28 protein-coding genes and 1 pseudogene are annotated in these 26431 nt (G+C 66.7%); 15 read left to right on the top strand and 14 right to left on the bottom strand.

The features are described from left to right. Window positions 1–31: 31 nt before the first annotated feature. Entirely contained in the window at window positions 32–841 is an 810-nt protein-coding gene (locus OVA11_RS11600; protein WP_268067549.1) for a sterol desaturase family protein, read from the top strand. Here OVA11_RS11600 and OVA11_RS11595 read toward each other — a convergent pair. After that, the gene (locus tag OVA11_RS11595) at window positions 816–1475 is read right to left on the bottom strand and encodes a hypothetical protein (protein ID WP_268067548.1); all 660 of its coding nucleotides are present in this window, start codon (window positions 1473–1475) and stop codon (window positions 816–818) included. The two genes, OVA11_RS11600 and OVA11_RS11595, sit on opposite strands and share 26 nt — an antisense overlap. Window positions 1476–1744: 269 nt before the next feature. On the opposite strand from OVA11_RS11595, the gene rpsF reads away from it, so the two are divergent. The 5 genes and pseudogenes from rpsF to OVA11_RS11570 all read left to right on the top strand — a co-directional run bounded on the left by rpsF (window position 1745) and on the right by OVA11_RS11570 (window position 7384). Beyond that, a complete protein-coding gene (gene rpsF / locus OVA11_RS11590) occupies window positions 1745–2125 on the top strand; it encodes a 30S ribosomal protein S6 (RefSeq protein ID WP_010919541.1) in 381 nt (126 codons plus the stop codon). A 14-nt stretch (window positions 2126–2139) separates the two neighbouring features. Then, a complete protein-coding gene (rpsR, locus tag OVA11_RS11585; RefSeq protein WP_004615089.1) occupies window positions 2140–2418 on the top strand; it encodes a 30S ribosomal protein S18 in 279 nt (92 codons plus the stop codon). A gap of 13 nt (window positions 2419–2431) precedes the next feature. Next, window positions 2432–3016, top strand: a complete 585-nt coding sequence (gene rplI, locus OVA11_RS11580; RefSeq protein ID WP_268067545.1) for a 50S ribosomal protein L9 — start codon at window positions 2432–2434, stop codon at window positions 3014–3016. A 205-nt stretch (window positions 3017–3221) separates the two neighbouring features. Continuing rightward, a complete protein-coding gene (locus OVA11_RS11575) occupies window positions 3222–5651 on the top strand; it encodes a TonB-dependent receptor plug domain-containing protein (RefSeq protein WP_268067543.1) in 2430 nt (809 codons plus the stop codon). Window positions 5652–5859: 208 nt separating this feature from the next. Beyond that, window positions 5860–7384: pseudogene (locus OVA11_RS11570) on the top strand (replicative DNA helicase). Window positions 7385–7391: 7 nt separating this feature from the next. Here OVA11_RS11570 and OVA11_RS11565 read toward each other — a convergent pair. Next, window positions 7392–7991, bottom strand: coding sequence for a TetR/AcrR family transcriptional regulator (locus tag OVA11_RS11565; protein ID WP_268067542.1), 600 nt, complete (start codon window positions 7989–7991; stop codon window positions 7392–7394). A 97-nt stretch (window positions 7992–8088) separates the two neighbouring features. On the opposite strand from OVA11_RS11565, the gene OVA11_RS11560 reads away from it, so the two are divergent. The 9 genes from OVA11_RS11560 (at window position 8089) to OVA11_RS11520 (ending at window position 17553) form a co-directional block, all read left to right on the top strand. Then, window positions 8089–8574, top strand: a complete 486-nt coding sequence (locus tag OVA11_RS11560; protein ID WP_268067540.1) for a PaaI family thioesterase — start codon at window positions 8089–8091, stop codon at window positions 8572–8574. A 60-nt stretch (window positions 8575–8634) separates the two neighbouring features. After that, entirely contained in the window at window positions 8635–9321 is a 687-nt protein-coding gene (locus OVA11_RS11555; RefSeq protein WP_268067538.1) for a MarC family protein, read from the top strand. 39 nt (window positions 9322–9360) lie between these two features. Then, window positions 9361–10455: an alanine racemase gene (alr, locus tag OVA11_RS11550; protein ID WP_268067537.1), complete on the top strand. Its 1095-nt coding sequence runs from the start codon at window positions 9361–9363 to the stop codon at window positions 10453–10455. Window positions 10456–10529: 74 nt separating this feature from the next. Continuing rightward, entirely contained in the window at window positions 10530–11912 is a 1383-nt protein-coding gene (gene radA / locus OVA11_RS11545) for a DNA repair protein RadA (RefSeq protein ID WP_268067535.1), read from the top strand. Further along, on the top strand, window positions 11909–12526 hold the full coding sequence (locus OVA11_RS11540; protein WP_268067534.1) for a CvpA family protein: 618 nt from the start codon (window positions 11909–11911) through the stop codon (window positions 12524–12526). The genes radA and OVA11_RS11540 overlap by 4 nt, the downstream gene beginning before the upstream one ends. Then, entirely contained in the window at window positions 12523–14025 is a 1503-nt protein-coding gene (gene purF, locus OVA11_RS11535; RefSeq protein WP_268067532.1) for an amidophosphoribosyltransferase, read from the top strand. The genes OVA11_RS11540 and purF overlap by 4 nt, the downstream gene beginning before the upstream one ends. 46 nt (window positions 14026–14071) lie before the next feature. Further along, window positions 14072–15058: a bile acid:sodium symporter family protein gene (locus tag OVA11_RS11530; protein ID WP_268067531.1), complete on the top strand. Its 987-nt coding sequence runs from the start codon at window positions 14072–14074 to the stop codon at window positions 15056–15058. Between the two features lie 48 nt (window positions 15059–15106). Then, window positions 15107–15862, top strand: a complete 756-nt coding sequence (locus OVA11_RS11525) for an SDR family NAD(P)-dependent oxidoreductase (protein ID WP_268067529.1) — start codon at window positions 15107–15109, stop codon at window positions 15860–15862. 185 nt (window positions 15863–16047) lie between these two features. Further along, entirely contained in the window at window positions 16048–17553 is a 1506-nt protein-coding gene (locus OVA11_RS11520) for a methyl-accepting chemotaxis protein (RefSeq protein ID WP_268067527.1), read from the top strand. A 79-nt stretch (window positions 17554–17632) separates the two neighbouring features. Here OVA11_RS11520 and der read toward each other — a convergent pair whose 3' ends face one another. From der to OVA11_RS11460, 12 genes are all read right to left on the bottom strand, one after another. Further along, window positions 17633–19402, bottom strand: coding sequence for a ribosome biogenesis GTPase Der (gene der, locus OVA11_RS11515; RefSeq protein WP_268067525.1), 1770 nt, complete (start codon window positions 19400–19402; stop codon window positions 17633–17635). A gap of 125 nt (window positions 19403–19527) precedes the next feature. Continuing rightward, window positions 19528–20958: a PQQ-like beta-propeller repeat protein gene (locus OVA11_RS11510; protein WP_268067524.1), complete on the bottom strand. Its 1431-nt coding sequence runs from the start codon at window positions 20956–20958 to the stop codon at window positions 19528–19530. After that, entirely contained in the window at window positions 20955–21707 is a 753-nt protein-coding gene (locus tag OVA11_RS11505) for a tetratricopeptide repeat protein (protein WP_268067523.1), read from the bottom strand. Before OVA11_RS11505 ends, OVA11_RS11510 begins: the two co-directional genes overlap by 4 nt. Window positions 21708–21859: 152 nt before the next feature. Next, window positions 21860–22687, bottom strand: coding sequence for a 3-methyl-2-oxobutanoate hydroxymethyltransferase (gene panB / locus OVA11_RS11500; RefSeq protein WP_268068953.1), 828 nt, complete (start codon window positions 22685–22687; stop codon window positions 21860–21862). Window positions 22688–22779: 92 nt separating this feature from the next. Next, entirely contained in the window at window positions 22780–23160 is a 381-nt protein-coding gene (locus OVA11_RS11495; RefSeq protein WP_164468123.1) for a hypothetical protein, read from the bottom strand. Continuing rightward, window positions 23153–23737, bottom strand: coding sequence for an RNA polymerase sigma factor (locus OVA11_RS11490; RefSeq protein WP_010919522.1), 585 nt, complete (start codon window positions 23735–23737; stop codon window positions 23153–23155). The genes OVA11_RS11495 and OVA11_RS11490 overlap by 8 nt, the downstream gene beginning before the upstream one ends. Window positions 23738–23759: 22 nt before the next feature. After that, entirely contained in the window at window positions 23760–24152 is a 393-nt protein-coding gene (locus OVA11_RS11485; protein ID WP_268067521.1) for a DUF6249 domain-containing protein, read from the bottom strand. Window positions 24153–24255: 103 nt separating this feature from the next. Further along, complete coding sequence (locus OVA11_RS11480; protein ID WP_268067520.1) at window positions 24256–24564, bottom strand: twin-arginine translocation signal domain-containing protein; 309 nt, start codon at window positions 24562–24564, stop codon at window positions 24256–24258. Further along, window positions 24561–25076: an RNA polymerase sigma factor gene (locus OVA11_RS11475; protein WP_268067518.1), complete on the bottom strand. Its 516-nt coding sequence runs from the start codon at window positions 25074–25076 to the stop codon at window positions 24561–24563. Before OVA11_RS11475 ends, OVA11_RS11480 begins: the two co-directional genes overlap by 4 nt. Beyond that, a complete protein-coding gene (locus tag OVA11_RS11470) occupies window positions 25076–25486 on the bottom strand; it encodes a hypothetical protein (protein WP_268067516.1) in 411 nt (136 codons plus the stop codon). Before OVA11_RS11470 ends, OVA11_RS11475 begins: the two co-directional genes overlap by 1 nt. Window positions 25487–25498: 12 nt before the next feature. Next, window positions 25499–25684, bottom strand: a complete 186-nt coding sequence (locus tag OVA11_RS11465; RefSeq protein WP_010919517.1) for a hypothetical protein — start codon at window positions 25682–25684, stop codon at window positions 25499–25501. A 36-nt stretch (window positions 25685–25720) separates the two neighbouring features. Next, on the bottom strand, window positions 25721–26407 hold the full coding sequence (locus OVA11_RS11460; protein WP_268067514.1) for an HAD family hydrolase: 687 nt from the start codon (window positions 26405–26407) through the stop codon (window positions 25721–25723). Between the last annotated feature and the right edge of the window lie 24 nt (window positions 26408–26431).

Below are 26431 nucleotides of genomic sequence, written 5' to 3'. Positions count from 1 at the left end.
GGCGACGTCCCACCCATTGCCGGAGCGCCCGATGCTTGACCACCTGATCCCCTTCGCCCGCAACTGGCTGATCGGCATGCAGATCGACGTGACCCGTTATGCTGTGTTCTCGATCGGCGTCTGGTTCGTCCTCTGGGTGCTGCTCGCCAAGCCCATGGCGGGCCGCAAGATCCGCGTCACCCGACCTGCTGGGCGGCAACTGCTGACCGAGTTCGCGATCTCGATCCGCTCGGTGATGGTGTTCTCGACCTTCGGGCTGATCACCTTCGGCCTGTTCCGCGCCGGCTGGCTGCCAGGGCCATTGATCGCCAAGGGCTGGGGTCTGGTATGGTTCTGGGCCAGCCTGCTCCTGATGATCATCGCCCATGACGCCTGGTTCTACTGGACCCACCGGATGATCCACGACCGGCGCCTGTTCCGCACCTTCCACCGTCGTCATCACCGGTCGAACAACCCCTCGCCTTTCACCGCCTACAGCTTCGACCTGGGCGAGGCCGCCATCAACGCCCTGTTCGTACCGCTGTGGATGATCCTGATCCCCACCCAATGGCCGGTGGTGGGACTCTTCATGCTGCACCAGATCGTCCGCAACACGCTGGGCCATTCCGGCTACGAGCTGTTTCCCGCCCGCAAGGACGGCCGGCCGCTGATCCCCTGGCTGACGACGGTCACCCATCATGACCTGCACCATGCCCAGGCGGGATGGAACTACGGCCTCTACTTCACCTGGTGGGACAAGCTGATGGGCACCGAGCACCCGGAGTATCTGCAGCGCTTTGCGGCCGTGACGGCCCACAAGGGCAAGGCGCTGGCGTCTACCAGCTCGCCTTCACCAGCTTGACCATGGCGCGGGCGTCCTGGAGCCGCCAGGTCTCCCGCTCGTTGCTGACGCCACGCAGGCTGACCGTAAACTCGGCCGGCAGGTCGAACGGACGGGTCAGGCTGAGATCAACGCCTTCGTCGCCCATCGTGCCCCCACCAAAGGCGATCGAGCCCACCGGCTTGCCGTCCAGCGTCAGGGACGAGCGGATGTTCGCTCGTGCCACCGGGGCCACGCCCGGAGCGGCCACCGGCTGGCTGGCGTCCATATCCATCGACACCCGAATGTAGTTCGCGCGTGGCAACAGGCCAAAGCCGAACAGCTTCGACATCGACGAGCGGAGCCGGGCCTCGCTTTCGTTCCAAGAGGCGCCCAGGGCCAGCGAACGTTGCCCCACCCGTTCGTCGTCGGGCTTCTGGGTCAGGTTCAGGTCGAAATCGTAGGTCGGGTTTTCCGGCATGCCCGACGACTTGACTGTCAGCGCGACCTTTTCCTTGTCGGTGGAGAGGTCCAGAGGCAAGGCCGCGTAGTAACCAGCGAAGCGGCCATCCTTGGCCGAGACCGACATGGCCGGCTTCTGGATGATCTCGGCGTGCGCGACCCCGGCGGCCGAAACCGCCGCGAGCACGATCCAAAGACGAGCACCGATCCCCATGCACGCCAGCTAGCATACTTGGCCTTGGGCTTGGAAGCCTTGCGGGCCATTTGTAAGACAGTTCGCGTGAACGCCCGTTTTGACGGCAAACCCCGCCTCGGCTTGCGTTTGTTCCCCATATCCTGTAGGAGCGCGCGTTCTCACGGAAGGCGGTCTTGCACGCACCCATCCGGGACCGGGGTTCGCTCCGCTCGGCTTGCAGGATCCATCGTGGTCGACGGACTTCCGTCGTCGTCCGCGCCGCCTTCCACAACGGAAGAAGGAAAAACATGGCGTTCTACGAACACGTGGTCATCGCGCGGCAGGACATCTCGCCGCAACAGGCCGAAGCTCTGAACGAGCAACTCAAAGCCCTCATCGAAGAGAATGGCGGTCACATCGCCAAGATCGAGTACTGGGGCCTGCGTAACCTCACCTACCGCATCAAGAAGAACCGCAAGGGCCACTATTCCCTGCTCGCGATCGACGCCCCGGCGCCGGCCGTGAAGGAAATGGAGCGTCAGCTGCTCATCAACGAAGATGTGCTGCGCTTCATGACCATCCGCGTGGAAGAGCTGGACCTCGAACTCTCGCCGGTCCTGGCCCGTCGCGATCGCGGCGACCGCCCGGAACGTCCGCGCGAAGACTTCGGCGCTCAGGCTCAGGCGTAAGGGAGAGATAGATCATGACCGATACGACTGCTCCTGAAGCCGGCGCTCCGGCCGCCGCCGCCGGCGGCGCTCGCCGCCCGTTCTTCCGTCGCCGCAAGGTTTGCCCGTTCTCGGGCGCCAACGCGCCGAAGATCGACTACAAGGACGTGAAGCTGCTGCAGCGTTACGTTTCCGAACGCGGCAAGATCGTTCCGTCGCGCATCACCGCGGTGTCGGCCAAGAAGCAACGCGAACTGGCCAAGGCCATCAAGCGCGCCCGCTTCCTGGCTCTGCTCCCCTACGTCGTGAAGTAAGGGAGACGCCACGATGAAAGTCATTCTGCTCGAACGCGTTGAAGGCACCGGCGTCCTCGGCGACGAAGTCACCGTCAAGGACGGCTTCGCCCGGAACTACCTGCTGCCCCGCGGCAAGGCCCTGCGCGCCACCAAGGCGAACCTGGCCACCTTCGAAGCTCAGCGCGCTGAGATCGAAGCCCGCAACGTGAAGAACCGTGAATCGGCCGCCAAGAACGGCGAAGCCCTGGACGGCACGCAATACGTCCTGATCCGTCAAGCTGGCGAAAGCGGCCAGCTGTACGGTTCGGTCGCGGGCCGTGACGTCGCCGACGCCATCAAGGCCGAAGGCGGCAAGGTCGATCGTTCGATGGTCGTGCTGGACAAGCCGATCAAGACGCTCGGCGTTCACGAAGTGAAGGTGAAGCTGCACGCCGAAGTGACCATCACGGTCACCCTGAACATCGCGCGCAGCCAAGACGAAGCCGAGCGCCAAGCGCGCGGCGAGAACGTGATCAACTCGCAGTTCGAGGAAGATCGCGCGGCCGAAGCCGAAGCCGCCCAAGACATGGCGGAAGGCGGCGCCGGCTCGTTCGAAGGCGACCACTACGAAGCCTAATCCCGTCCGGGATCGGAGCTTTGTTACGAAAGACGGCGCGGAGCGATCCGCGCCGTTTTTTTCTGCGCCCGATATGAGAATGCTTCGATGCTGGGCGCCTTGTGTCTAAATTATGAACGACCCATGTTCTCGATGCGGGGCGACTAGACCCCGCCCGGGGCGCGCCGCGATGCGCGGAGCGCACCGATCACGAGAGGGGTAATCGATGCGCTACAAGACCTTCCTACTCGCTGCAGCCTCGCTGGCCAGCGTCGCGACCATGGCCAACGCCCAGAGCGCCACGGACACCGATCAGACGTCCGTCGACGAGCTCGTCATCACCGGCACCCGCACGGCGGGTCGATCGCGACTGGACACCGTGGCCCCCGTCGACGTGGTCAGCGAAAAGGCGCTGACCCGCACCGGCACCACCGAGCTTGCGCAGTCGCTGTCGACGCTGGCGCCCTCGATCAACTTCCCGCGCCCGGCCATCACCGACGGCACCGACCACATCCGGCCGGCCACCCTGCGCGGCCTCGCCCCCGACCAGACCTTGGTGCTGGTCAACGGCGCCCGGCGTCATTCCTCGGCCCTGGTCAATGTGAACGGTTCGATCGGACGTGGCTCGGCCGCTGTCGACCTGAACGCCATCCCGACCATCGCGCTCGACCGCGTCGAAGTCCTGCGCGACGGCGCCTCGGCGCAGTACGGCTCGGACGCCATCGCCGGCGTCATCAACCTCCGCCTTCGCGAAGCCCGCTCGGGTGGCGGCGCGACGATCACCTACGGCGGTTACAACACCCTGGTTGAAACCGCACGCAACACCGACGGCCGCCGCGAGCGCGATGGTGAAACCGTCACCGTCCAGGCCTGGCAGGGCCTGCCGCTGGGCGCCGACGGCTTCTTGACCGTTTCGGCCGAGTACCGCGACCGCAATCCCACCAGCCGCGGCGACATCGATGTTCGCGTCACGCCGGCCAGGGTGACCTCGCGCTACGGCGACGCCGAGGTGAAGGACAAGACCGTCTATCTGAACGCCGGCCTGCCGGTCGGTTCGGGCTGGGAAGCCTATGGCTGGGCCGGTTACCAGACGCGCGAAGGCGGCAGCGCCGCGTTCCCGCGCATTGTCGGCGACGCGCGCCAGACGCCGGTCGCCACGATCTATCCGAACGGCTACCTGCCGATCATCGCGACCGATATCGAGGACTCCACGGCCGCCTTCGGCGTGAAGGGCGATCTGGCGGGCTTCAAGGTCGATCTCAACGTCGTCTACGGCAAGAACAAGATCGACTACCGCACCGAAAGCTCGGCCAACGCCTCCTATGGCGCGGCCAGCCAGACGAGCTTCAAGTCCGGCGGCATGACCTACGACCAGACCGTGGTCGGCCTGGACGTGTCGCGCGGCGTGGACATCGGCGCCTATGAGCCGCTGAACGTCGCCTTCGGCGCTGAAGCCCGCTGGGAAGGCTATTCGATCCGCGCCGGCGAGCCGACCTCGTATAACCGCGGCCCGATCACCACGGCCGCGGCAGGCGCGCAGGGCTTCCCAGGCTTCCAGCCGTCGAACGTACTGTCGCGGGACCGCGACAATATCGGTCTCTATCTCGACCTGGAATCGCGCCTGACCGAGCGCTTCACCGCCTCGGCCGCTGTCCGCTACGAGGACTATTCGGACTTCGGATCGACGACGACCGGCAAGCTGGCCGCGCGCTACGAACTGACCGACGGCTTCGCCATTCGCGGCGCGGTCTCGACGGGCTTCCGTGCGCCGGCGCTGCAGCAGCAGTTCTTCACCACCACTTCGACCAACTTCATCATCATCAACGGCGTCTCCACGCCCGTGGAAGTCGGCACCTTCCCCGCCACCAGCGCCGTGGCCAAGGTGCTGGGCGCCAAGCCGCTTGAAGCCGAGAAGTCCGACAACCTGTCGGCCGGCGTCGTCTTCCACCGCGGTCCGTTCGAACTGACCGTCGACGCCTACCAGATCAAGATCGACAACCGGATCGTGCTCTCGGAGAACATCCAGGGCTCGGCCACCGGCTCGGCCACCGCCGTGGCGATCTACAACCTGCTGGCGCCGTTCAACGTGACGGCGGCGCGCTTCTTCCTCAACGGCGTCGACACCGAGACCAAGGGCGTCGACGTGGTGGCGCGCTACCGGATCGATGACGACCAGGCCGGCCGGTTCGACCTGACGGCGGCGGCCAACTTCAACAAGACCGACGTCACCAAGCTTCCCACGACCAACACCCTCTCGTCGCTGCCGGTTCCGCCCAGCCTGTTCAACCGCGCCAACGTGCTGACCTTCGAGGAAGGCACGCCCAAGCGGAAGATCACCCTGGCCGGCGACTGGGGCCGCGAAGCCTGGGGCGCGACGCTGAAGACCACCTTCTACGGCTCGGTCCTGTCGCCCAACAACGACCCGACCGGCGCGTTCGACGTGCGCACGGGCGCAAAGGCCGTCGTCGATCTGGAAGGCCGCTACGCCATCAACGAGCGGCTTAACCTGGCGATCGGCGCCAACAACCTGTTCGACGAGTACCCGAACCGCACGCCGGCCAACGTCAACACGACGAATGCGACAGCCTTCACCGGCTTCTCGCCGTTCGGCTTCAACGGCCGCTTCTTCTACGGCCGGATCAGCGTGAGCTGGTAGGCCATCTGGGGTCTTCCGACCGAGCCTAGAGGCGGGCGCGGAGAGCGATCTCCGCGCCCGTCCTTTTAGCTCCAACGTCAGAAACGGACGCCCCGCCAACCGTCGCGCCTTGCGCTTGGCGCCGGTCAAAACATACACAGAACATCCCCGTTCATCTTGGGACGCCGGGCAACTGGCCCGCGCGTCGCAAAGCGCGTCGCGTTAACCTGTGCCGATGTCTCTCGTCCCTGCGCTCGACCTCGTTCTCCCCGGTCTTCCCGAGCCCACGATCAACGTGGCGCCGCACAACATGGAAGCCGAACAAGCGCTGCTGGGCGTCCTGCTGTATGACAACGCCGCCTATGAGCGCCTGAGCGACAATCTGCAGGCCCGCTGCTTCTACGAGCCCTTCCACCAGCGCCTGTTCCAGGCGATCGAGACCCACGTCCGCAAGGGCCAGCTGGCCGAACCGATTCTGCTGGCCGATGAGTTCAAGAAGGATCCCGCGTTCGAGGAGCTGGGCGGCCTGCGCTATCTGGCCGACCTCGTCGATCGTGCGCCGCCGGCGGCCAATGTCGGCGACTACGCCCGCGTGATCTTCGACCTGTCGCTGCGTCGCGAACTGATCCGCATCGGCGGCGACATCGCCACGGCGGCGCAAGGCGGCAACGACGAGAAGCGCACCGCCCGCGACCAGATCGAGGCCGCCGAACAAAGCCTCTACAGTCTGGCCGAAAGCGGCGCGGCGTCCTCGGGCTTCGTGTCCTTCGGCGACGCCCTGCGCGGCGCGGTCGAGATGACGGCCGAAGCCTACAGCCGCGACGGCGGCATGTCGGGCGTGTCGACCGACCTGATGGACCTCGACCAGAAGATCGGCGGTCTGCACCCGTCCGACTTGATCATCCTGGCCGGCCGCCCGTCGATGGGTAAGACAGCGCTGGCGACGAACATCGCCTTCAATATCGCCAAGAAGTACGCCTACGAGATCCAGCCCGACGGCACGAAGAAGACCGTCCAGGGCGGTGTGGTGGCCTTCTACTCGCTGGAAATGAGCGCCGAGCAGCTGGCCCTGCGTATGCTGGCCGACGCCTCGGGCGTGTCGGGCGACCGCCTGCGTAAGGGCGAGATCGACGCCAGCGAATTCGGACGCGTGCGCGACGCGGCCATGGAGCTGCAGAACGCGCCGCTCTACATCGACGCCACCGGTGGTATCTCGATCGCCAAGCTGACCGCCCGGGCCCGCCGCCTGAAGCGTCAGGTGGGCCTTGATCTCATCGTGGTCGACTACCTGCAGCTGGTCACCGGCTCCGACCTCGGCGCCAACGCCAACCGCGTGCAGGAAGTCTCGCAGATCACCATGGGCCTGAAGGCCCTGGCCAAGGAGCTCAGCGTTCCGGTCATCGCCCTGTCGCAGCTGTCGCGTCAGGTCGAACAGCGTGACGACAAGCGGCCGCAACTCTCCGACCTTCGCGAATCCGGTTCGATCGAACAGGACGCCGACATGGTCTGGTTCGTGTATCGCGAGGCCTACTATGTGGGCCGCGCCGAACCGCGCGAAGGCACGCCCGAGCACCTGACCTGGCAGGAAGAGATGGACCGGCTTCAGGGCCTGGGCCGAGGTGATCATCGCCAAGCAACGTCACGGCCCCATCGGCACCGTGCGTCTGTCGTTCAACAGCGACACCACCCGCTTTGGCAACCTGGCGCGCGACCACTACTTCGCCCAGGCGCGGAACATCCCGTCCGACGAATAGGATCGGCCTATCGCGCCGTGGCGCTCCCGAAACCAAGGTAGCTGCGACCCAGGCGGACGAGTTCGTCCTCGAACTCGCGGCTCTGCAGAAAGTCCGCGCCCTCCAGCACCGCCGCCCGCAGCGCGCCGTGGATCGCGCGCGCCAGAACGAACGCCTGGACGCGCGTCAGCGGCCGTCCTTGCGCGTCGGTGATCCCCGCCTCCGCGTCGGCGAAACGTGATGCGAGTTCTGCGTGATCGGCCTCGGCCAGCATGGCCTTCATCGCGATCCGGCGGGCCTTGTCCCGTCGCGCGAAGGCCCCGACAAAGGCCCGGATCAGCGCCCGGTCGCGCGCAACGGGGTTTTCCCCAGTCGCCGTCGCGATCACCGCGCGGCGATGGGTCTCGGTCTCGCGTTCCGCCAGGGCGACAAGGATCGCCCGCTTGTCCGGGAAGTAGCGATACAGCGTGCCGATGCTCACCCCCGCGCGCAGGGCCACGGCGTTGGTCGTGAAGCCGGCGTCGCCCTCGGTCTCCAGAATCCGAGCCGCCGCCTCCAGAAGGCAGTACACGGAATCTTGAGACCGGCTTTGACGAGGCGATTTCCGAACCTTTTCAACAGGCTTCATACGCCCTCCGCTCACCGGCCCGCCTCGCGTGAAGTCGAGTAAGCCAGGCCGCACGCCCAACCTATGCTGGCTCTGACGACAACGGAAAGGCCATGCGATGACCTGGGCGACCGAGCGACTGGACTCCTTGAAGGCGGGAACGGCGATCCCGCCCCCGATCATCCGCACCTTGAAGCTGGGACTCATCGACGACTGGGGAGAGGGCTGGGTTCGCAAATCCTGGCGACCCGACCCGGATCTCGCCACGGCGGACGGCTCCTTGTTCGGCGGCTATCTGGCGGCGCTGGCCGATCAGGTCCTGGCGTTCGCGACGATGACAATCGTGCCGCACGACAGGCTCTTTCGGACGGTGAACCTGCAGGTCAACTTCCTGAAGGTGTCGCGCAACGATCCGCTCATGATCGAGGGTCGCGTCGTGGCCCAGACCCGCCAACTGATCACCACCCGCGCCGACTTTCGACGGTCCGATGGCTTGCTGATCGCCGACGCCACAGCGCAGCAGATTGTCATGCCCTTCGATCAATGGCCCGCCGAACATGCGGCTGTCGAAACCATCGCCCCCGCTCAGTCGGGAGAGGTTTGACTTTGCCAGAGCCGGTACGGCACCGTCCCCGTCCCGCCCGCCGCCCGCTGGACGAGTCACATGGACTTCAGCCCCCTGCCCACCTCCAGCCTGATCGGCGCTTTCCTGCTGGCGTTCCCGGCGCTGTTCTCGATCGTCAATCCGGTCGGGGCGGCGCTGATCTTCGACCAGGCCATGGGAAATCGCTCGCGCCCGGAACGCCTGAAGCTGGCGCGCGCCATCGGTTTCTACGCCTTCCTGGTCCTCTTGGGGTCGCTGCTGCTGGGCGGCTATATCCTGAACTTCTTCGGCGTGAGCATCGGCGCGCTGCGGGTCGCGGGCGGCCTCGTCGTGGCGATCCGCGCCTGGGGCCTTCTGATGGACCCCGAGCACAACGAAGACCGCAAGGCCAATCAGACCGAGTCGGCCCAGAGCCACCACGACGTGGCCTTCTTCCCGCTGACCATGCCCTTCACCACCGGTCCCGGCTCGATCTCGGTGGCCATCGCACTGTCCTCGCAGCGCCCGACCGAAGGCGACGCGGTGGCGCCGTTCTTCATCGGCGCCGGCCTCGCGGCCGCCCTGGTCGCGGTGCTGGTCTGGCTTTGCTACAGCGCCTCGGGTCAGGTCATGCGCCTGCTGGGCCCGTCGGGCGCGCGGGTGCTGTCGCGGCTGGTGGCGTTCCTGCTGCTGTGCATCGGCGTGCAGATCATCGCGTCGGGCGTGGAGAACCTGGTGGCCAAGTTCCTGCTCGCGCACCCGGGTTAAGCCGTTGAACCCACGCGCCGCGTCGGCTAGGCCCAAGCCGTGACCGACGCCCAAGACACCCGCATCACCATCGACCTCGACGCCCTGGCGCATAACTACGCCGCCTTGCGCGCACGCGCCGGTGACGCCGAGGTGGCGCCGGCGGTCAAGGCCGACGCCTATGGCCTCGGCGCCGCGCCCGTAGCCGATCGCCTGTGGGCGGAAGGCGCGCGCAGCTTCTACGTCGCGCGACTGGCTGAAGGCGTGGCCCTGCGCCAGTCACTCGGTGACCGCGAGGCCACGATCTATGTGCTGGACGGCGCCACGCCGGGGTCGGGCGAAGCGCTGGAAGGCGCGCAGCTGGTCCCCGTGCTCAACAGCCTGCCGCAGGTCGAGGCCTGGAACCTGCAGGCGCGATCGGGACGGCTGCGGGCGGCCCTGCACATCGACACCGGCATGAACCGCCTTGGCCTGCGTCCCGAGGAGCTGAAGGTGCTGGTCGGCTCCTTCGACCGGCTCAAGCGCTTGGATGTGGAGCTGGTCGTCAGTCACCTGGCCTGCGCCGACACCCCCGAGCATCCGCTGAACGCCACCCAGCTGGCGCGCTTCCAGGAGGCCGCAGCCCTGTTGCCGGGCGTTCAGCGCAGCCTGGCCAATTCCGGCGGCCTGTTCCTGGGCGAAGCCTATCGTTTCGACCAGGCCCGGCCTGGCGTCAGCCTCTATGGCGGCGGTCCGGAAGGTCGCCCCCACCCCGAGATCCGGGCGGTCGCGACCGTCGAGGCGCCGATCCTGCAGGTCCGCGTGGTGCCGCGCGGTGAGAGCATCGGCTACGGCGCCGGCTGGACCGCCAGCGACAACACCCGCGTCGCCATCATCGCCGCCGGCTATGCCGACGGTGTTCCGCGCGCCGCCTTCCCGCGTGGCGAGGTCTGGTTCGACGGCGCGCGGCGGCCGATGCTGGGTCGCGTGTCGATGGACCTGATCGCGGTGGACGTCACCGACTGCGACGCGGCCCGTCCCGGCGCGATGGTCGAGCTGTTCGGCGCCAATCTGCCGGTGGACGACGCCGCCGAGGCCGCCGGGACATCGGCCTATGAGCGCCTGACCAGACTGTCCCTGCGCGGCGCACGCCGATACGTCGGCGCAGCACGCTAGCAACCGTGCGTCCGTCTTTGGCGCAGCGTGCCCCCAGCCTGTAGTCTCCCCGTATCCGAGAATCAGGAGACCTCATGGCCCGCGACGGCGCCGTTTACGCCTGCCAGTCCTGTGGCGCGGTCCAGACCAAATGGTCCGGCCAGTGCCCCGCCTGCCAGAGCTGGAACACCCTGGTCGAGGAAGTCGGCGCAAGGCCGCCCGGCGCGCTTTCGACGACCAAGGCCACCCGTGTGCGCGGCTTGCAGTTCACGGGCCTGGAAAGCGAGACCGCGCCCCCTCCCCGCATCCTGACCGGCGTCGACGAGTTCGACCGCGTGTGCGGCGGCGGCGTCGTGCCCGGCTCGGCCCTGCTGATCGGCGGCGACCCGGGCGTGGGCAAGTCCACCCTGCTGCTGCAGGTCTGCGCCAGCGCCGCGGCGCGCGGCGTGTCCTGCGCCTATATCTCGGGCGAAGAGGCCGTCGAGCAGATCCGGGGTCGCGCCGACCGCATGGGGCTCGCAAAGGCCAATGTCAGCCTGGCGGCTGAGACCGCCCTGCGCGACATCCTCGATGGCCTCAAGCGCGACAGCTTCGACCTGGTGGTTATCGACTCGATCCAGACGATGTGGAGCGACGCCCACGAGGCCGGACCGGGCACCGTCACCCAGGTCCGCGCCTGCGCCACCGAATTGGTCCGCCTAGCCAAGAAGAAGGGCGTGGCGATCCTGCTCGTGGGTCACGTCACCAAGGACGGCCAGATCGCCGGCCCGCGCGTCGTCGAGCACCTCGTGGACGCCGTGCTCTCGTTCGAGGGCGAGCGCGGCTATCCGTTCCGCATCCTGCGCGGCGCCAAGAACCGTTTCGGCGCGACCGACGAGATCGGCGTGTTCGAGATGGGCGATGTGGGCCTGCGCGAGGTCAAGAACCCCTCGGCCCTGTTTCTCAACGAGGGCGGCGAGCGCGCCGCCGGCGCGGCGGTGTTCGCCGGCATCGAGGGCTCGCGCCCCGTGCTCGTGGAATTCCAGGCCCTGGTCGCGCCTTCGGCCTATGGAACGCCGCGCCGCGCCGTCGTCGGCTGGGACTCTGGACGCCTCGCCATGGTGCTCGCCGTACTCGAGGCCCGATGCGGCCTTGGTTTTGGCGACAAGGACGTCTATCTGAACGTCGCCGGCGGCCTGCGCATTACCGAACCGGCGGCGGATCTCGCGGCGGCGGCGGCCCTGGCCTCCTCCGCCCTGGACGTCGCCCTGCCCCAGGACTGCGTCGTGTTCGGCGAACTCAGCCTGTCGGGCGAAGTCCGCCCGGTCAGTCGGATGGAGACCCGTTTGAAGGAAGCCGCGAAACTGGGGTTTGGCCGCGCGCTCGGCCCGCTCGCCGGCCTGCCTGAGGGCGGCGGCGCCCTGCCTGTGGCGGGCGTAGCGCGCCTGACAGACGCCGTCCGCCGGATCGGCGACGAGATCTGGACCAGCCTCACGTGACGCCGTTCGACATCATCGCCGGCCTGCTGCTTCTGGTCTCCGGCGTCACAGGCTGGGTGCGCGGCGCCTCGCGCGAGCTGACCTCAGCGCTGTCCTTCATCTTCGCCGCCGCCATCGCCCTGTTTGGCCTGCGCGTCACCGGCCCTCTGTTCCGCGAGATGATGGACCCCGATTGGGCGGCGACCGCCACGGCGATCCTGGTCGTCTTCGTCATCGTTTTCCTGATCGTTCGCCTGATCGGCGGCCGCATCACCGCCAGCCTGCACGACACCTCGGCCGGCGTTCTCGACCAGGCGGTCGGCGCCAGCTTCGGTTTGATCCGGGCCTTGGTGATCCTGGGCGTCTTCAACCTCTTGCTGCATCTGGCGACGCCGCCAGACCGCATGCCGCGCTGGGTCGAAGACTCGATTTTCTATCCGCTGTCGGAAGTCAGCGGCACCGTGCTGAAAGTCTTCGCCCCCAAGGGCAAGGCCTTGGCCGGCAAGATCGCTCCGGCGATCAAGGACGCCGTCAAGGACGGCGGCGACAATACGTCCGGCGAGGAATCGTCGGGAAAAGGCTATGATGAAAACCAGCGTCGGAACCTCGACGACCTGGTGGAGAAATCGCGATGACCTTCCTGGGCCAGTCGACCGACCGCTACTCTTCCTCGCCCTGGCGCGATCCGGAGGACGACACCCTTCGCCTGGAGTGCGGCGTTTTCGGCGTATTCGGCGTGCGTGACGCGGCCGCGATCGCAGCCCTGGGCCTGCACGCCCTGCAGCACCGCGGCCAGGAAGCCTGCGGCATCGCCGCCTTCGACGGCAATCGCTTCCACACCGAACGCCATATGGGCCATGTCGGCGACGCCTTCACCGGCGCCGACCTCGTCCAGCGCCTGCCGGGCAACATGGCCATCGGCCACACGCGCTATTCGACGGCCGGCGGCAGCTTCATCCGCAACGTCCAGCCGATGTTCGCCGATCTCGAAACCGGCGGCGTGGCGATCGCCCACAACGGCAACCTGACCAACTTCCTGACCCTGCGCGAGCGCCTGGTGCAGGAAGGCGCGATCTTCCAGTCGACCTCAGACAGCGAAGCGATCCTTCACCTGATCGCCCGCTCGCGGAAGGCCAAGATCGTCGACCGCTTCGTCGACGCCATCAGCCAGATCGAAGGCGGCTACGCCCTGGTGGCGATCACCAACAAGAAGATGATCGGCGTGCGCGACCCACTGGGCATCCGCCCGCTGGTGCTGGGCGACCTGGATGGCAAGCCCGTCCTGGCCTCTGAAACCTGCGCGCTCGACATGATCGGCGCGCGCTTCGTCCGCGACATCGAGCACGGCGAGATGGTGGTGATCGAAGAGACCGGCATCACCTCGACCAAGCCCTTCCAGACCGCTCCGGCGCGTCCCTGCGTGTTCGAATATGTCTATTTCGCCCGTCCCGACAGCGTCGTGAACGGTCGCTCAGTCTATGGCGTGCGCAAGCGCATGGGCATGAACCTGGCCAAGGAAACCGGCGTCGAGGCCGATGTCGTGGTGCCCGTGCCCGACAGCGGCGTGCCGGCCGCCCTCGGCTACGCCCAGCAGAGCGGCCTGCCGTTCGAGATGGGCATCATCCGCAACCACTATGTCGGCCGCACCTTCATCCAGCCGACGCAAGGTGTCCGCGAGTTGGGCGTGCGCATGAAGCACAGCCCCAATCGCGCGGTCCTGGCCGGCAAGCGCGTGGTGCTGATCGACGACTCGATCGTGCGCGGCACCACCTCGCTGAAGATCGTCCGCATGGTCCGTGAGGCCGGCGCCAAGGAGGTTCACCTCCGCTCGGCCAGCCCGCCGATCAAGTGGCCCGACTTCTACGGCATCGACATGCCCGAGCGCGAGCAACTGCTGGCGGCCAACAAGTCGCTGGAGGAGATGGCCAAGTTCCTCGAGGTCGACTCTCTGGGCTTCCTGTCCGTGGACGGCCTCTACGACGCCCTGGAAGCCGGTCAGCGCGATCCAGCGACCCCGCAGTTCACCGATCACTACTTCACTGGCGACTATCCGACCCGCCTGACGGATCGCGAGATCGCCGAGGGTCGCAACGAAACCAACGACAAGCAGCTTTCGCTGCTGGTCAGCGCGTGACATATCCCTCGTCCCGCCATGACTGGGCGGGACGAGGATTTTGTCCATGGGTTTCAAAAGCCTGCTCGATAAGCTGAAAATCGAGCCCTACGTCATCGCCCTGTTCGGCATGGTCGTGCTGGCCTCGGTTCTGCCTGTCCGCGGCGCAGCGGCGGAAGGGCTGTCGGTCATCGTCAAGCTGGCGATCGCCCTGCTGTTCTTCCTGCATGGCGCCAAGCTGTCGCGCGAGGCCGTGGTGGCGGGCGTCACGCACTGGCGCCTGCACCTGACGATCCTGGCCTTCACCTTCGTGATGTTCCCGGTGCTAGGCCTTGTGGCCAGCAAGCTGGGCGTTCTGTCCTCGACCCTGGCGGCGGGTATGCTGTTCCTCTGCTGCCTTCCCTCGACGGTGCAGTCGTCGATCGCCTTCACTTCGATCGCGCGCGGCAATGTCGCTGCGGCCGTCTGCGCGGCCTCGGCCTCCAACCTGTTCGGTATCTTCATCACGCCGGTGCTGGTCAGCGTCCTGATGCATACCCAGAGCGGCGCGGCCGGGGGCTGGGAGTCGATCCAGGACATCATCGTCCAGCTTCTGCTGCCCTTCATTGTCGGCCAGCTGGCCCGGCCGCTGGTCGCCAAATGGGTCGAGAAGCACAAGCAGCTGGTTGGCTATGTCGATCGCGGCTCAATCCTGTTGGTGGTCTACGCCGCCTTCAGCGAGGCGGTCGTCGGCGGGATCTGGGCCAAGGTCTCGGCCGTGGAGATGATTGCGCTGCTGCTGGCCTGCTGCGTGCTGCTGGCGATCGTGCTGGCCGCCACGACCTATGGCGCGCGCGCGCTCGGCTTCTCGAAGGAAGACGAGATCACCATCATGTTCTGCGGCTCCAAGAAGAGTATGGCGACCGGCGTGCCGATGGCCGGCATCCTGTTCCCGGGCCCGACCGCGGGGGTCATCGTGCTGCCGCTGATGATCTTTCATCAGATCCAGCTGATGGCCTGCTCAGTGATCGCCCAGCACTACGCCAAGCGGCCGTCGGAAATCGTAGAGGCTTAAGGGCTTCCGCCGGTTTTCGTTTCCGCTTCCCTGCTCTAGAACGCGCCCATGACTTCCGACTCCTCCAAGCCGCTGGCCGGCCGCATCGCTCTTGTCACCGGCGCCACGCGCGGCATCGGCGAAGCCGTCGCCCTGGGCCTGGCCAAGGCCGGCGCGCACGTGATCGCTGTGGGGCGGACGCAAGGCGCTCTGGAAGCGCTGGACGATGCGATCCTGCAGGCGACGGGCGAGCGCGCCACGCTCGTGCCGCTGGACCTGCGTGAGGCCGATGGCCTGGATCACCTTGGCGCGGCGATTCACAAGCGCTGGGGCAAGCTCGACATCCTGGTCGGCGCCGCCGGCGTGCTGGGCCCCCTGACGCCGGTCAGCCACCTGGAGCCCAAGGGCTGGGACATGATCCTGTCCACCAACCTGACGGCCAACTGGCGCCTGATCCGCAGCATGGATCCGCTGCTGCGCGCGTCGGACGCCGGCCGCGCGGTGTTCTTCTCCAGCAGCGTCGCCAAGACCCGTCCCGCCTTCTGGGGCGCCTATGCGGCGACCAAGGCCGCGCTGGAGGCCCTCGTCGACGTCTATGCCGACGAGATGGAGAACACGACTGTTCGCGCCTTCTGCGTCGACCCTGGCGCCATGCGAACCAAGATGCGCTCCGCCGCTTTCCCGGGCGAAAACCCCGCGACGGTCCCCGCACCGGAGACCATCGCGCCGTTCATGGTGGATCTGCTGCGCAGCGATCGTGAGGCGACCAAGGGTGTGGTTCGCTTCAAGGAACGCGGCCAGGAATCAGCGTCGATCGACGCCTGACCGATTCGGCGCCGCCGCCTTCATGGACGCAAGGGTTGTCTGACGCTGTCAGACTTCCACTCTGGATGGCGATTCTAGAACCGTGTTCCGCGATAGGTCGCCCCAAACGGGAGCATTAGCGGCTCGTTAACCATGCGCGACCAGTTGTGATGCTTGAAAGTCCAAGCAACCCACCGGGACCTCGAATGGCTCTGTTCTCTATTGGCCGCGACACGGGCGACCAAGCCAATCGGATTTGCGAACTTGAAGGCATTGTCGCCGCCATTCAGCGTTCCCAGGCTGTGATTGAGTTCAATCTCGACGGGTCGATCATCACGGCAAACGACAGCTTCCTGCGCACCATGGGCTACAGCCGCAGCGATATCCAAGGTCGTTCGCATAGCCTGTTCGTCGAACCAGGCTTCGCCAAAAGTGAGGACTACCGCGAGTTTTGGCGACGTCTGAACGCTGGGGAATTTCTGGCCGGCAAGTTCCGGCGGGTGGGCCAAGGCGGCCGCGAGGTGTGGATCCAGGCCTCGTACAATCCGGTCTTCGATCGTCAGGGAAAACTGACCAAGATCATCAAGTTCGCGGCAGACATCACAGAGATCGAGTCCGAGCGTCTGGCCAGCGAGCGGGAGCGAGACGCGATCCGCAAGGAACAGGACGAGGTCGTCTCGGCCCTGGCCGAAAGTCTTCAGCGGCTAGCGCACGGCGACCTGACCGCTCGGATCGACGCGCATTTCGACGCACGCCACGACCGGCTGAAGGCGGACTTCAACGCGGCCGTCGACAGCCTCAAGGACGCCATGGGCGCGATCGCCGAGGCCGCCGGCGGCATGGAGAGCGGCGCGGTCGAGATCGCCAGCGCTTCCAACGACCTCTCCAAGCGGACCGAACAACAGGCCGCCAGCCTGGAAGAGACCGCAGCCGCGCTCGACGAGATCACCGCGACCGTCAAGCGCAGCGCCGATGGCGCCAAGCAGGCCTCGGCCGCCGCTTCCTCGGCCAGCCGCGAGGCCGACCGCTCCGGCGAGGTCGTCCGCGAGGCGGTCTCCGCCATGGGCGAGATCGAGAAGTCCTCGGGCCAGATCACCCAGATCATCGGGGTCATCGACGAGATCGCGTTTCAGACCAACCTTCTAGCCCTGAACGCTGGCGTCGAGGCCGCCCGCGCCGGTGACGCCGGCCGGGGCTTCGCGGTCGTCGCTCAGGAGGTCCGCGCTCTGGCTCAACGCTCCGCCGAAGCGGCCAAGGAGATCAAGCAACTGATCGCCAGCAGCACCGCCCAGGTCGAGCGCGGAGTTCGCCTTGTCGGCGACACGGGCCAGGCGCTGACCGCCATCGTGGCCAAGGTCGGCGAGATCGACACCCTCATCCGCGAGATCGCCGAGTCCGCCCAGGAGCAGGCGACGGGCCTGAACGAGGTCAACTCCGCCGTCAACCAGATGGACCAGGTCACCCAGCAGAACGCCGCGATGGTCGAACAGGCCACGACGTCGGCGGCCCAGCTGCGCGGCGAGGCCCAGGATCTGGCGCGGCAGGTCTCGCGGTTCCAGACGGGCGCGAGCTACGTCGCCCAACGCCCGCAAGCCGCCGCGCCGCGCCCCGAGCCTGCCATGGCCGCGCCGCGCGCCCGAATCCAAGCTTCCGCACGGCCTGGCTCCGCCGCCGTCGCGGTGGCGCCGTCCAGTGACTGGGAAGAGTTCTGATCCCGTGGGGGGACGAACCCGCAGTAACGGGTTCCAGATGGCCGCCGCTGACAAAGCGGCGGCCATTTTTCGTTTCCGCTTAGCGCCCTTTAGGGCGGCCGGGTCCGGTGTTCCCACGCACCGTGCGCGAACCCGCAGCCGGACGGCGCGGCGCGGCGGCCTTGCCGCCGGCCGTCCTAGTCCCGACCTTGTAGCTGGGCGCCGTGGCGACCTTCTTCTGGGCGCGCGGCCCTTTGGCCTTCACCGACTTGACCGCCGCCTTGCCGGGTTCCGACGCACCGGCGGCCTCGCTCGGAGCAGCCTTTGCTACGGCGGGGCCCTTTTTCTTCACGGACTTCACCGCCGCCTTGCCCGGATCCGGCAAGCCAGCAGCCTCCGCCGCCTTGGCGGCGGCTTCGGCCGCCAGACGCTTGGACTTCTTGACCGTGTTGCGCGAGGCGCGGATCCGCTCTTCTTCCCGCTCCCGGCGCTCGAACTCGCGCTTGCCACGGCCGCTATGCCCCTTGGCCTCGCCATCGGCGTAGGGGTTCGCGCCCGACTTGATCGTGATCCGCAGCGGCACGCCGGGCAGATCGAAACTCTCGCGCAGGCTGTTGATCAGGTAGCGCCGATAGTGATCGGGCATCTGGTCGGCGCGGCTGGAAAACAGCACGAACGTCGGCGGACGGGCCTTGGTCTGCGCCATGTACTTGGGCTTCACGCGACGACCACTGACCGCAGGGGGCGGGTGTCGTTGCATGGCCATTTGCAGCCAGTCGTTCAGGTCGCGGGTCTTGACCTTGGTCGACCAGTCGCGGTGCGTCTTGATCACAGCCGGCATCAGGTGGCCGATGCCCTTGCCGGTCTCGCCCGACAGCGCCACGACGGGGGCGCCGCGCAGCTGTGGCAACATGCGCTCGGCGTGCTCGCGGAAGGCGGTGAGGTGCGCGGCCTGATCCTCGATCAGGTCCCACTTGGCCAGCACGAACACCACGGCCCGCCCCTCCCGCTCCGCCAGGTCGGCGATCTGCAGGTCCTGGATCTCGAACGGATGGGTGGCGTCCATCACCAGCAGCACCACCTCGGCGAAGGTGATGGCGCGGATGGTGTCGGCGGTGGACAGCTTTTCCAGCTTGTCCTGGACCTTGGCCTTGCGGCGCAGGCCGGCCGTGTCGACCAGGCGGATCTTGCGGCCGTCCCATTCCCAGTCGACCGAGATGGAGTCGCGGGTGATGCCCGCTTCGGGACCGGTCAGCAGGCGATCCTCGCCCAGGAGGCGGTTCACCAGCGTGGACTTGCCGGCGTTGGGGCGGCCGATGATGGCGATGCGGATCGGCTTACTGTCGTCGTCCTCGTCGTCGTCGCCAGCCTGGACTTGAGGCTCGAAGGCCAGCAGAGCGGCATAGAGCTCAGCCATGCCCTCTCCGTGCTCACCGGAGATCGGAATCGGCTCGCCCAGGCCCAGGCGGAAGGCTTCGCCGGCGCCGGCCTCGCCTGCCTTGCCCTCGGCCTTGTTGGCCGCAACGATGACGGGCTTGTCGCGCTTGCGCAGGATGGCGGCGAACACCTCGTCGAGCGCGGTGACGCCCTCGCGACTGTCGAAGACGAAGAGCGAGACGTCCGCCTCTTCGATCGCGGCCTCGGTCTGGGCGCGCATGCGCGCCTCGAGGCTGGAGTCGTCGACATCCTCGAAGCCGGCGGTATCGATGAGCTCAAGCTCAAGATCCCCCAGGCTGCCGGAGGCGTAGCGGCGGTCGCGCGTGACGCCCGGCTGGTCGTCGACGATCGCCAGCTTCTTGCCGGCGAGGCGGTTGAACAGCGTGGACTTGCCCACATTGGGCCGGCCGACGATGGCGAGTTTCAAAGGCATAGGCGTCCAGTAGTCGATTTTCGCCCCTATCGCAAAAGGGAGCCGAAAAAGCGAAGGCCCGGGCCGGCTTGCGCCGACCCGGGCTTCAAGGGTTTAGGCCTCAGGTCCCACGCGGGACCGGAAGCTTAGCGGATGGCGATCAGCTCGGCGTCGTCGGTGACGAGATAGATCATGTCACCCACAGCGATCGGGTTCAGCAGGACCGGCGAACCGATCTTCAGGGACTTTTCCTTGGCGCCCGTCTTGGCGTTCAGGGCGACGGCCTCACCCTCGCTGGACACCGTGATCAGGCGGCCATTCGCCAGGATCGGGGTCGACCACAAGCGCGGCTTCTTGGCGCGCTTCTTCTTCTGCTTCTTCGAGAGGTTGGCCGAGTCGTTCAGATCCTGGATCCAGTAGACCGAGCCGCTTTCGCGCGACACGCAGATCACTTGGCCGGACTTGTCCACGACATAGACGACGTCGCCAGCCGCCCACGGCGTGGTGATCGCGGTGACGGGCAGGCTCCAGCGCGCCTGGCCCGAGCGCAGGTCGGTGGCGGCGAAGACGCCCGAGTGGCTGACGGCGAAAACGTCGCCCTTGTAGATCACCGGGCGGCCCGGGATGTCGCGGATCTCCGACAGCGCGTTGGTGCGGCTGGCGCGGCTCAGCGCTTCGTTCCACAGGTCGTTGCCGTTGGCGGCGCGCAGGGCGACCAGTTCACCCGACGCGAAGCCGGAAACCACCGTGTCGCCGCTGACGGCCGGCGTCGAGGCGGCGAGGATCCGCGCAGGTTCGCTGAGCGCCTGATAGGTCCAGCCTGGCACCCCGTTCTCCGACGCGAACGTCAGAAGTTCGTTGTCGGTCGAGACGACGAAAACCCGGCCATCGACAACCGTCGGCGCAGCATGGATGGGTGTGGAGGTCGGCTGGGTCCAGCCCATGGCGCCGGTCGCCGCGTCGATCTGGGCGACGAAGCGGAAGCCCGAAGCCACGTAGAGCTTGTTGTCGGGGCCCAGAGCGACGCCCCCGCCGAAGCCCAGGCGGTCATTCTTCTTGGGGATCAGCCCCAGGAAGCCGCCCTTCGTCGTCGGGCCGGCGGCCGGACGCAGGTCTTTGCGCCAGATCGTGTCGCCGGTGCGCGCGTCCATCGCGACCACGTCGGCTTCACCGTCCATCACGAAGATGCGGTCACCCGAAGCGACCGGCGGCGCGGTGACGTGGAACTTGGCCCCGCCCTTCTTGCCGAAGCCCTTCTTCCAGGCGATCTGGAAGGCCTTGCCCGCATCAACATGCTCGATCGACTGTTCCGGGTTGGCGCCGGGCAGACGCCATTCGGTCTGCACGACAGGATCGGGCAGGAAAAAGTCGGCGCCCTTCAGCGACTCGCTGGCCTCGACCTTCTGGTCAAAGGCGATGATCGAGATCCGCTGACCTTGGCTGGCCGTGCTCTTGTTCTCGTCGCTCTTGTCGAAGGGGTTGAGCTTGGAAACGGTCGAGCAACCGCTGACCGTCACGGCCGCCGTCATCAGCGCGACCAGCGCGACGGAACGCTTGGAGTTCATCTTGAGGCTCATTGGGCGGCGTTCGGGGCGACGGCGGGCGGCATTTGCATCATCGGCGGCGCGGACGGCAGCGTCGCCGCGGCCTTGACCGCAGCGGCCAAATCCTTGGCCGAGCCGGAGTCGATCAGCTGCATCGCCGCCTGGGCGCGCTGGCGAATGGCTTCGGACGTGTTGGCGTCCAGCGAGTTGGCCAGGATCACGAACTCCGAGCGCGCGCCGGCCAGATCACCGGCCTGCAGCTTGGCGAAGGCCAGGGCTTCCTTGGCGTACACGCGATATGGGCTCTTTTCCCCCGCCAAAGGCGTCAACCTCGTCTCGATGTCCTTGTAGGAAGCGGTGTCCATCAAGGCGAAGGCGGATTTGAGGCGGGCCAGATCACCGATCATCGGGCTGGGAGCGACCTTGGCGGCCTCGTCGAAATAGCCGACGGCCTCCTGGGTCTTTTTCTCCTCAAGGCGGATGGCGCCCATCTGCATCAGGGCCAGGGACTTGTAGCCCTTGGCGTTGGTGTCAGCGACAGCCTTGAAGCCGGAGAAAGCCTTGGCCGGCCCTTGGGTCTGCGCGGTCTGCAACGCGGCTTGATAGGCCTGCGAGGCCTTGTCGGTCAGGCCGGTCTGATAGCTGGTCCAACCCCAGTAGCCGCCCACGCCGATCACCGCCGCCGCCGTCACCGCCGCTACCCAGGGCAGCGACTTCTTGGCTAGCGTGCGGTAACGCTCCGCCCGAAGCTGTTCTTCGACTTCGTCAAAAACATCGACCACGAAACGAGGCTCCGAAAACAGGCGCTGGCCCTTGGGCGCTCCTCACTCACACGAGGAACACCGTCGGGTTTAGGACAGATTGTGGCGGACGAAGGGCCGTCCGCTGAGGCGGCGAACCTATAGCGTGCCGCGCGCGGTCGCAACGCGCCGTTTCAAGGCTTCTTGGCGTAATAGGTCTCAGCCGGTCCTGGGAAGCTGCGATCACGGACATCGCTGGCGTACTGGGCGGCGGCGCGCTCGATCTGGGTCTTCAGATCGGCGTAGCGACGCACGAACTTCGGCGTCCAGTCGAACAGGCCCAGCATGTCGTCGACGACCAGCACCTGACCATCGCAACCGGCTGAGGCCCCGATGCCGATGGTCGGCACGGAGACTGACTCGGTCACTTCGCGCGCCAGGCTTTCGGCGACGCCCTCGACGACGATGGCGAAGGCGCCGGCTTCAGCCGTCAACCGGGCCTCCTCCAGCACCTTGGCGCGCCCTGCGTCGTCCTTGCCCTTGGCCTTGAAGCCGCCTTCCAGCAGCACCGCCTGAGGGCGCAGGCCCACATGACCCATGACCGGCACGCCACGCTGGGTCAGGTAGGCGATGGTGTCGGGCACGGTCGGTCCGCTCTCGACCTTCACCGCCTGGGCGCCCGTCTCCTTCATGATCCGCACGGCGTTGGCGTAGGCCTCCTCGTGCGAGGCCTCGTAGGAGCCGAACGGCATGTCGACGACGACCATGGCCTTCTTGGAGCCCCGCATCACGGCCTGACCGTGCAGGATCATCATGTCCATGGTCACGCCGACGGTGTTGGGCAGGCCATGAACGACCATGCCCACCGAGTCCCCGACAAGCAGCACGTCACAGGCGTCGTCGAGCGCCGCCGCGACGGGCGCGGTGTAGGCGGTCAGACAGACAATCGGCACCCCGCCCTTGCGAGAGGCGATATCAGGGGCGGCCAGACGGCGGACCGTCTCTTCACGATGGGCGGACAGGGCGAACCCTCCCTAAGACGCTTTTGGGCGCCGTTTGTGGGCGAGATCGCGCCGCACCGCAACATGAACAGTGATAAGCCGCCGGCAGCCGCTCAAAAATCTTCGACCAGCCGGGTCACTGCGAACGCCAGGGCGACGACCGCCAACCCGGCCGCCAGCCAGACGGCTTCGGCGCTGGACGGCGTGCTCAGCAGAGCTGTCAGCCTGGCCCATCCGCCATTGATCTCGGTCTCCAGACCATGGCTGCCCTCGCGGGAGAGCTGCGCCAGTTCGTTGGAGAACCGGCTGCCGAAGATCTGGAAGGCGCCGATCAGGCCTGCGCCCGTTCCGGCGACGGCGATGAACATCCGTCGCATCGCCCACCCTCGGTCCAACTTGGCCATGACTTCCGCGTTGAACAGCGCCGCGTCCGGAAACGACGGCGCCTGAGCGAACATGCGGGTCAATTGCGCTTCGAAATCGGGTTCAGCCATGAGCTTCCCTCCTCGCGCCCTCATCCGGTCGGGCGAGCTTCGCCCGAAGTTTGTCCAAACCACGTTTGACATGGGATTTCACCGTGCCGATCGGGATATTCAAGGCCTCCGCCGCTTCGCCGTGGGACCAGTCGGCGCCGTAACAAAGCGAAACGCACAGGCGCTCGCCCCGTGACAGGCTCTTGAGCGCCTCGTCGAGATCGATACGGCTGGCGGCGTCGCCGGACGCATCCCGGACGGATATCTCTTCGAGCGGCTCGACATTGTCCGAGAAGATCAGCCGCGCCTCACGCTTGACGCGCTTCAGATAGAGCCGCGCGGCGATCTTCTTGATCCAGGCCCCGAAGGTCCCCTCGCCGCGAAACTCCGCCACCTGCTCGAAGCCCGTCATGAAGGCGTCCTGCGCCAGGTCGTCGGCGGTCGCGGCGTCGGCGCCAAGGCGTCGCAGCAGCCCCCGGACGGTGGAGCCATGCCGCCGTACCAGTTCCCCATAGGCCAGCCGATCCCCAGCGGCCGCCTGCGCGGCGAGCTCGACGTCGTGTCCTGTTGGCGGGCGTTCCATGCCCATTGAAATCAAGCCCCTCCCAAGGCCTCGGGTGCTAGACCCGCTGTTCCTTGTTCGGATTGAAGAAGCTCAGAACAATGAACGCGACGCCGATAACGGCGGGGATGCAGGCGATGCCGAAACCGTCGAAATCGCCGTCGCCATGGATGAAGTCGCCGAAATAGGTCGCCAACGCCACACCGACGCCGATCGCCAGCCAGATGACGCCGGTCCGCAGATCGCGCAGTCGGGTCGGCGGCGTCTTCACATTACGGGTCATGGCCTCGATCACCTCAGGTGGGACCGGTTGTCCCTTCTCGATGGCGAGACGAAGCGTCGCCTGCATTTCCATGCGCTCCTTGCTCTTGAGGTACAGCGGCACGCAGACGACGGCGCAGATCATCGCGAAGAGCGCAACCGGGACGACAATTTCGGGACCCATTCTCAAATCCTCCAGTTCGGTGGACGACGCTCCCGCGCCGCCTTCACTGTTAAGAGGCGTCGAGGCTCCCGTTTGGAGGCGCCGGTCGCCATGAAACTTTCGTAAGGCGCTAAATCGCGGCCAAACCCAGTCGTCGCCGGACAGAGGGGCTGCTGACCAGCAGCGTGACCGCCACCAGGGCCAGCGCCGCCGCGGCGGGGGCCAGACCCGGCGCCAGCGCGCCGATCAGCACGTTCAGCACCGGCGCGCAGGCCCAGGCGATCAGGCCGACCACGCCCGCCCACCCGCCGGCCGCGGCGATCCGCCCGAGAAACGCGCGGCGTTCGATCTTCTGCATCACCACGGCGGTGAACAGATCCGCGCGGCTTGTCGCCGGCTGCTCCCCCAAAAAGGCCGAGAGCTGATCATCAGGGGTCATCGAGATCCTCCCAGAACCGCCAGCAACCGTTCGCGGCCGCGGGTAACATGCGATTTCACAGTGCCCAAGGGAATGCCCAAAGCGTCCGAAACCTCCGCGTGCGACCAGGCCTGCCCCAGACACAGGGCGACGCACGCCCGCTGGTCTTCCGGCAGAGTCGCCAGCGCCGTCTCCAACGCCAATCTGTCTTCAGCGGCGACCGCAGCGGCGGCCTCCAGGTCCTGCTCGCCCCGCCAGGCCTCGTCCCGGGCGGCGGCGCGTTGAGCGCCGCGTCGCTGGGACAGGGCCTTCTTCCAGGCGACGCCATAAAGCCAGGCCCGAAAGCCTGTGTCATCGCGAAGCTTGGGCAGATGGCTCCAGGCCGCCACGAAGGCTTCCTGAGCGATGTCGTCGGCGTCGATCCAGCCGCTCTTGCGGAGAAAGCCCCGAAGCGGCTTTTCATGGATCGCCACCAGTCTGGCGAAAGCGACCTGGGAGCCCGCGCGCGCCTGTCTGACGAGCGCGGCGTCCATCAGTCGCGTCGACGCTTGTGGCTAAACAGCACCTGGGCCAGGGAGGCCGCGCTCAAGGCGGCCATCACGAAGGCCACGATCGTGAACGCCTCGCCCATCCCGTAGATGTCCGCAAAAGCTGCGTAGGAGAAGCCGACGCAGAGCATGCCGAACAGCACCACCTGGTACCAGCCGTCGTAACTGCTGTTTTGGCGGCTGCGCTCGGCCGCATCATCGGCGTCGAAGTTGTGGCGCTTGCCCAGACGGTTCAGAAGCTCGGACGGCGGCTCGCGTCCCGCTGCTGCATAGGTCTTGATCAGGTCCAGGGTCTCGCGGTTCGAGCGATACGACAGCCAGCTCTGGAATGCGCCATAGACGAAGAAGCCGATCGGAAACAGCAGCCACCAATAGCGGTTGAAGAAATCAAACATCGTCGCCCCCTATCATTTCAATTGGTTCAGGAGCGCGGCCGGCGGCTCGAGCCCCTTTTCCGCGAACGCCCGCAGCGTCTGGGTCAGCTCAAGACGCGCGCGCCAGTTCAGCCATTGGCGGAAGATGCCGATCGCGGTGAACGCCATCGGAAACAGAAGCCACCAGAAATCACGGAACAGGTCGGCCATGGATGTCACCCCTCGTTGGAGCGCGATCTCTCGCGCTTTCGAAGGTTAGTCGCCGCCGACGGCCGCCTTGGATGCGCCGACGTACGAAATAATTTCCGACATCGAGTTGAAGGACACGGTGGGGCCATGTTGCGCCAGGATCGAAGGCTTGGCGTAGCCCCAGCCGACGGCGCCGCAATCGAGGCCGACAGCCCGCGCGGCTTCGATGTCGCGGGTCTCATCGCCGATGCAGATGATCTTCTCGCGGGCGACGCCCTGGCGCGTGACCTGCCTGAACTTGCGCGCCTTGCCAAACAGCGACGCGCCGCAGGCGTAGAGGCTGATCAGATTGCCCAGCTCCTCACCCAGAACACGGCGGATCACCGTCTCGCTGTTGGAGCTGACAACGGCGATCTTCACGCCCGCCGCGTGCAGCGCCCGAAGCATCTTTTCGGTCTCGGGGAACAGCGGAATGGTGTGGGCGTCGGCGGCCATAAGCTTCTTGCCGGCCCGCGCGATCAGCGGAAGCTTCCACGGCGACACGCCGAGATACCGGATAACCTCGCGCGTGCTGCGGCCCCGCAGCATCTCGATCTCGTCTTCCGTGACGGTCTTGAAGCCGTAGCGACGCGCCATCGGATTGACGGCGCGCATCATCCACGCGGCGCTGTCGGCCAGCGTGCCGTCAAAGTCGAAGATGACCAGCTCGTATCGCGAGACGGCGTTTTTCCCCACGCGCGAAATGCCCTCCATGAGCCCGCGCTTCGCGAGCTTAGC

It is taken from the genome of Caulobacter sp. SL161, from assembly GCF_026672375.1.
Lineage (GTDB): Bacteria > Pseudomonadota > Alphaproteobacteria > Caulobacterales > Caulobacteraceae > Caulobacter.
Note: the sequence above shows the minus strand (reverse complement) of the source record. Positions and strands in the feature narration are given on the sequence as shown.

Coding starts and splice junctions, on each gene's coding strand:
- OVA11_RS11600 (WP_268067549.1), top strand. CDS start 32: ATGCTTGACCACCTGATCCCCTTCGCCCGCAACTGGCTGATCGGCATG.
- OVA11_RS11595 (WP_268067548.1), bottom strand. CDS start 1,475: ATGGGGATCGGTGCTCGTCTTTGGATCGTGCTCGCGGCGGTTTCGGCC.
- rpsF (WP_010919541.1), top strand. CDS start 1,745: ATGGCGTTCTACGAACACGTGGTCATCGCGCGGCAGGACATCTCGCCG.
- rpsR (WP_004615089.1), top strand. CDS start 2,140: ATGACCGATACGACTGCTCCTGAAGCCGGCGCTCCGGCCGCCGCCGCC.
- rplI (WP_268067545.1), top strand. CDS start 2,432: ATGAAAGTCATTCTGCTCGAACGCGTTGAAGGCACCGGCGTCCTCGGC.
- OVA11_RS11575 (WP_268067543.1), top strand. CDS start 3,222: ATGCGCTACAAGACCTTCCTACTCGCTGCAGCCTCGCTGGCCAGCGTC.
- OVA11_RS11565 (WP_268067542.1), bottom strand. CDS start 7,991: ATGAAGCCTGTTGAAAAGGTTCGGAAATCGCCTCGTCAAAGCCGGTCT.
- OVA11_RS11560 (WP_268067540.1), top strand. CDS start 8,089: ATGACCTGGGCGACCGAGCGACTGGACTCCTTGAAGGCGGGAACGGCG.
- OVA11_RS11555 (WP_268067538.1), top strand. CDS start 8,635: ATGGACTTCAGCCCCCTGCCCACCTCCAGCCTGATCGGCGCTTTCCTG.
- radA (WP_268067535.1), top strand. CDS start 10,530: ATGGCCCGCGACGGCGCCGTTTACGCCTGCCAGTCCTGTGGCGCGGTC.
- purF (WP_268067532.1), top strand. CDS start 12,523: ATGACCTTCCTGGGCCAGTCGACCGACCGCTACTCTTCCTCGCCCTGG.
- OVA11_RS11530 (WP_268067531.1), top strand. CDS start 14,072: ATGGGTTTCAAAAGCCTGCTCGATAAGCTGAAAATCGAGCCCTACGTC.
- OVA11_RS11525 (WP_268067529.1), top strand. CDS start 15,107: ATGACTTCCGACTCCTCCAAGCCGCTGGCCGGCCGCATCGCTCTTGTC.
- OVA11_RS11520 (WP_268067527.1), top strand. CDS start 16,048: ATGGCTCTGTTCTCTATTGGCCGCGACACGGGCGACCAAGCCAATCGG.
- der (WP_268067525.1), bottom strand. CDS start 19,402: ATGCCTTTGAAACTCGCCATCGTCGGCCGGCCCAATGTGGGCAAGTCC.
- OVA11_RS11510 (WP_268067524.1), bottom strand. CDS start 20,958: ATGAGCCTCAAGATGAACTCCAAGCGTTCCGTCGCGCTGGTCGCGCTG.
- OVA11_RS11495 (WP_164468123.1), bottom strand. CDS start 23,160: ATGGCTGAACCCGATTTCGAAGCGCAATTGACCCGCATGTTCGCTCAG.
- OVA11_RS11480 (WP_268067520.1), bottom strand. CDS start 24,564: ATGACCCCTGATGATCAGCTCTCGGCCTTTTTGGGGGAGCAGCCGGCG.
- OVA11_RS11475 (WP_268067518.1), bottom strand. CDS start 25,076: ATGGACGCCGCGCTCGTCAGACAGGCGCGCGCGGGCTCCCAGGTCGCT.
- OVA11_RS11470 (WP_268067516.1), bottom strand. CDS start 25,486: ATGTTTGATTTCTTCAACCGCTATTGGTGGCTGCTGTTTCCGATCGGC.
- OVA11_RS11460 (WP_268067514.1), bottom strand. CDS start 26,407: ATGGAGGGCATTTCGCGCGTGGGGAAAAACGCCGTCTCGCGATACGAG.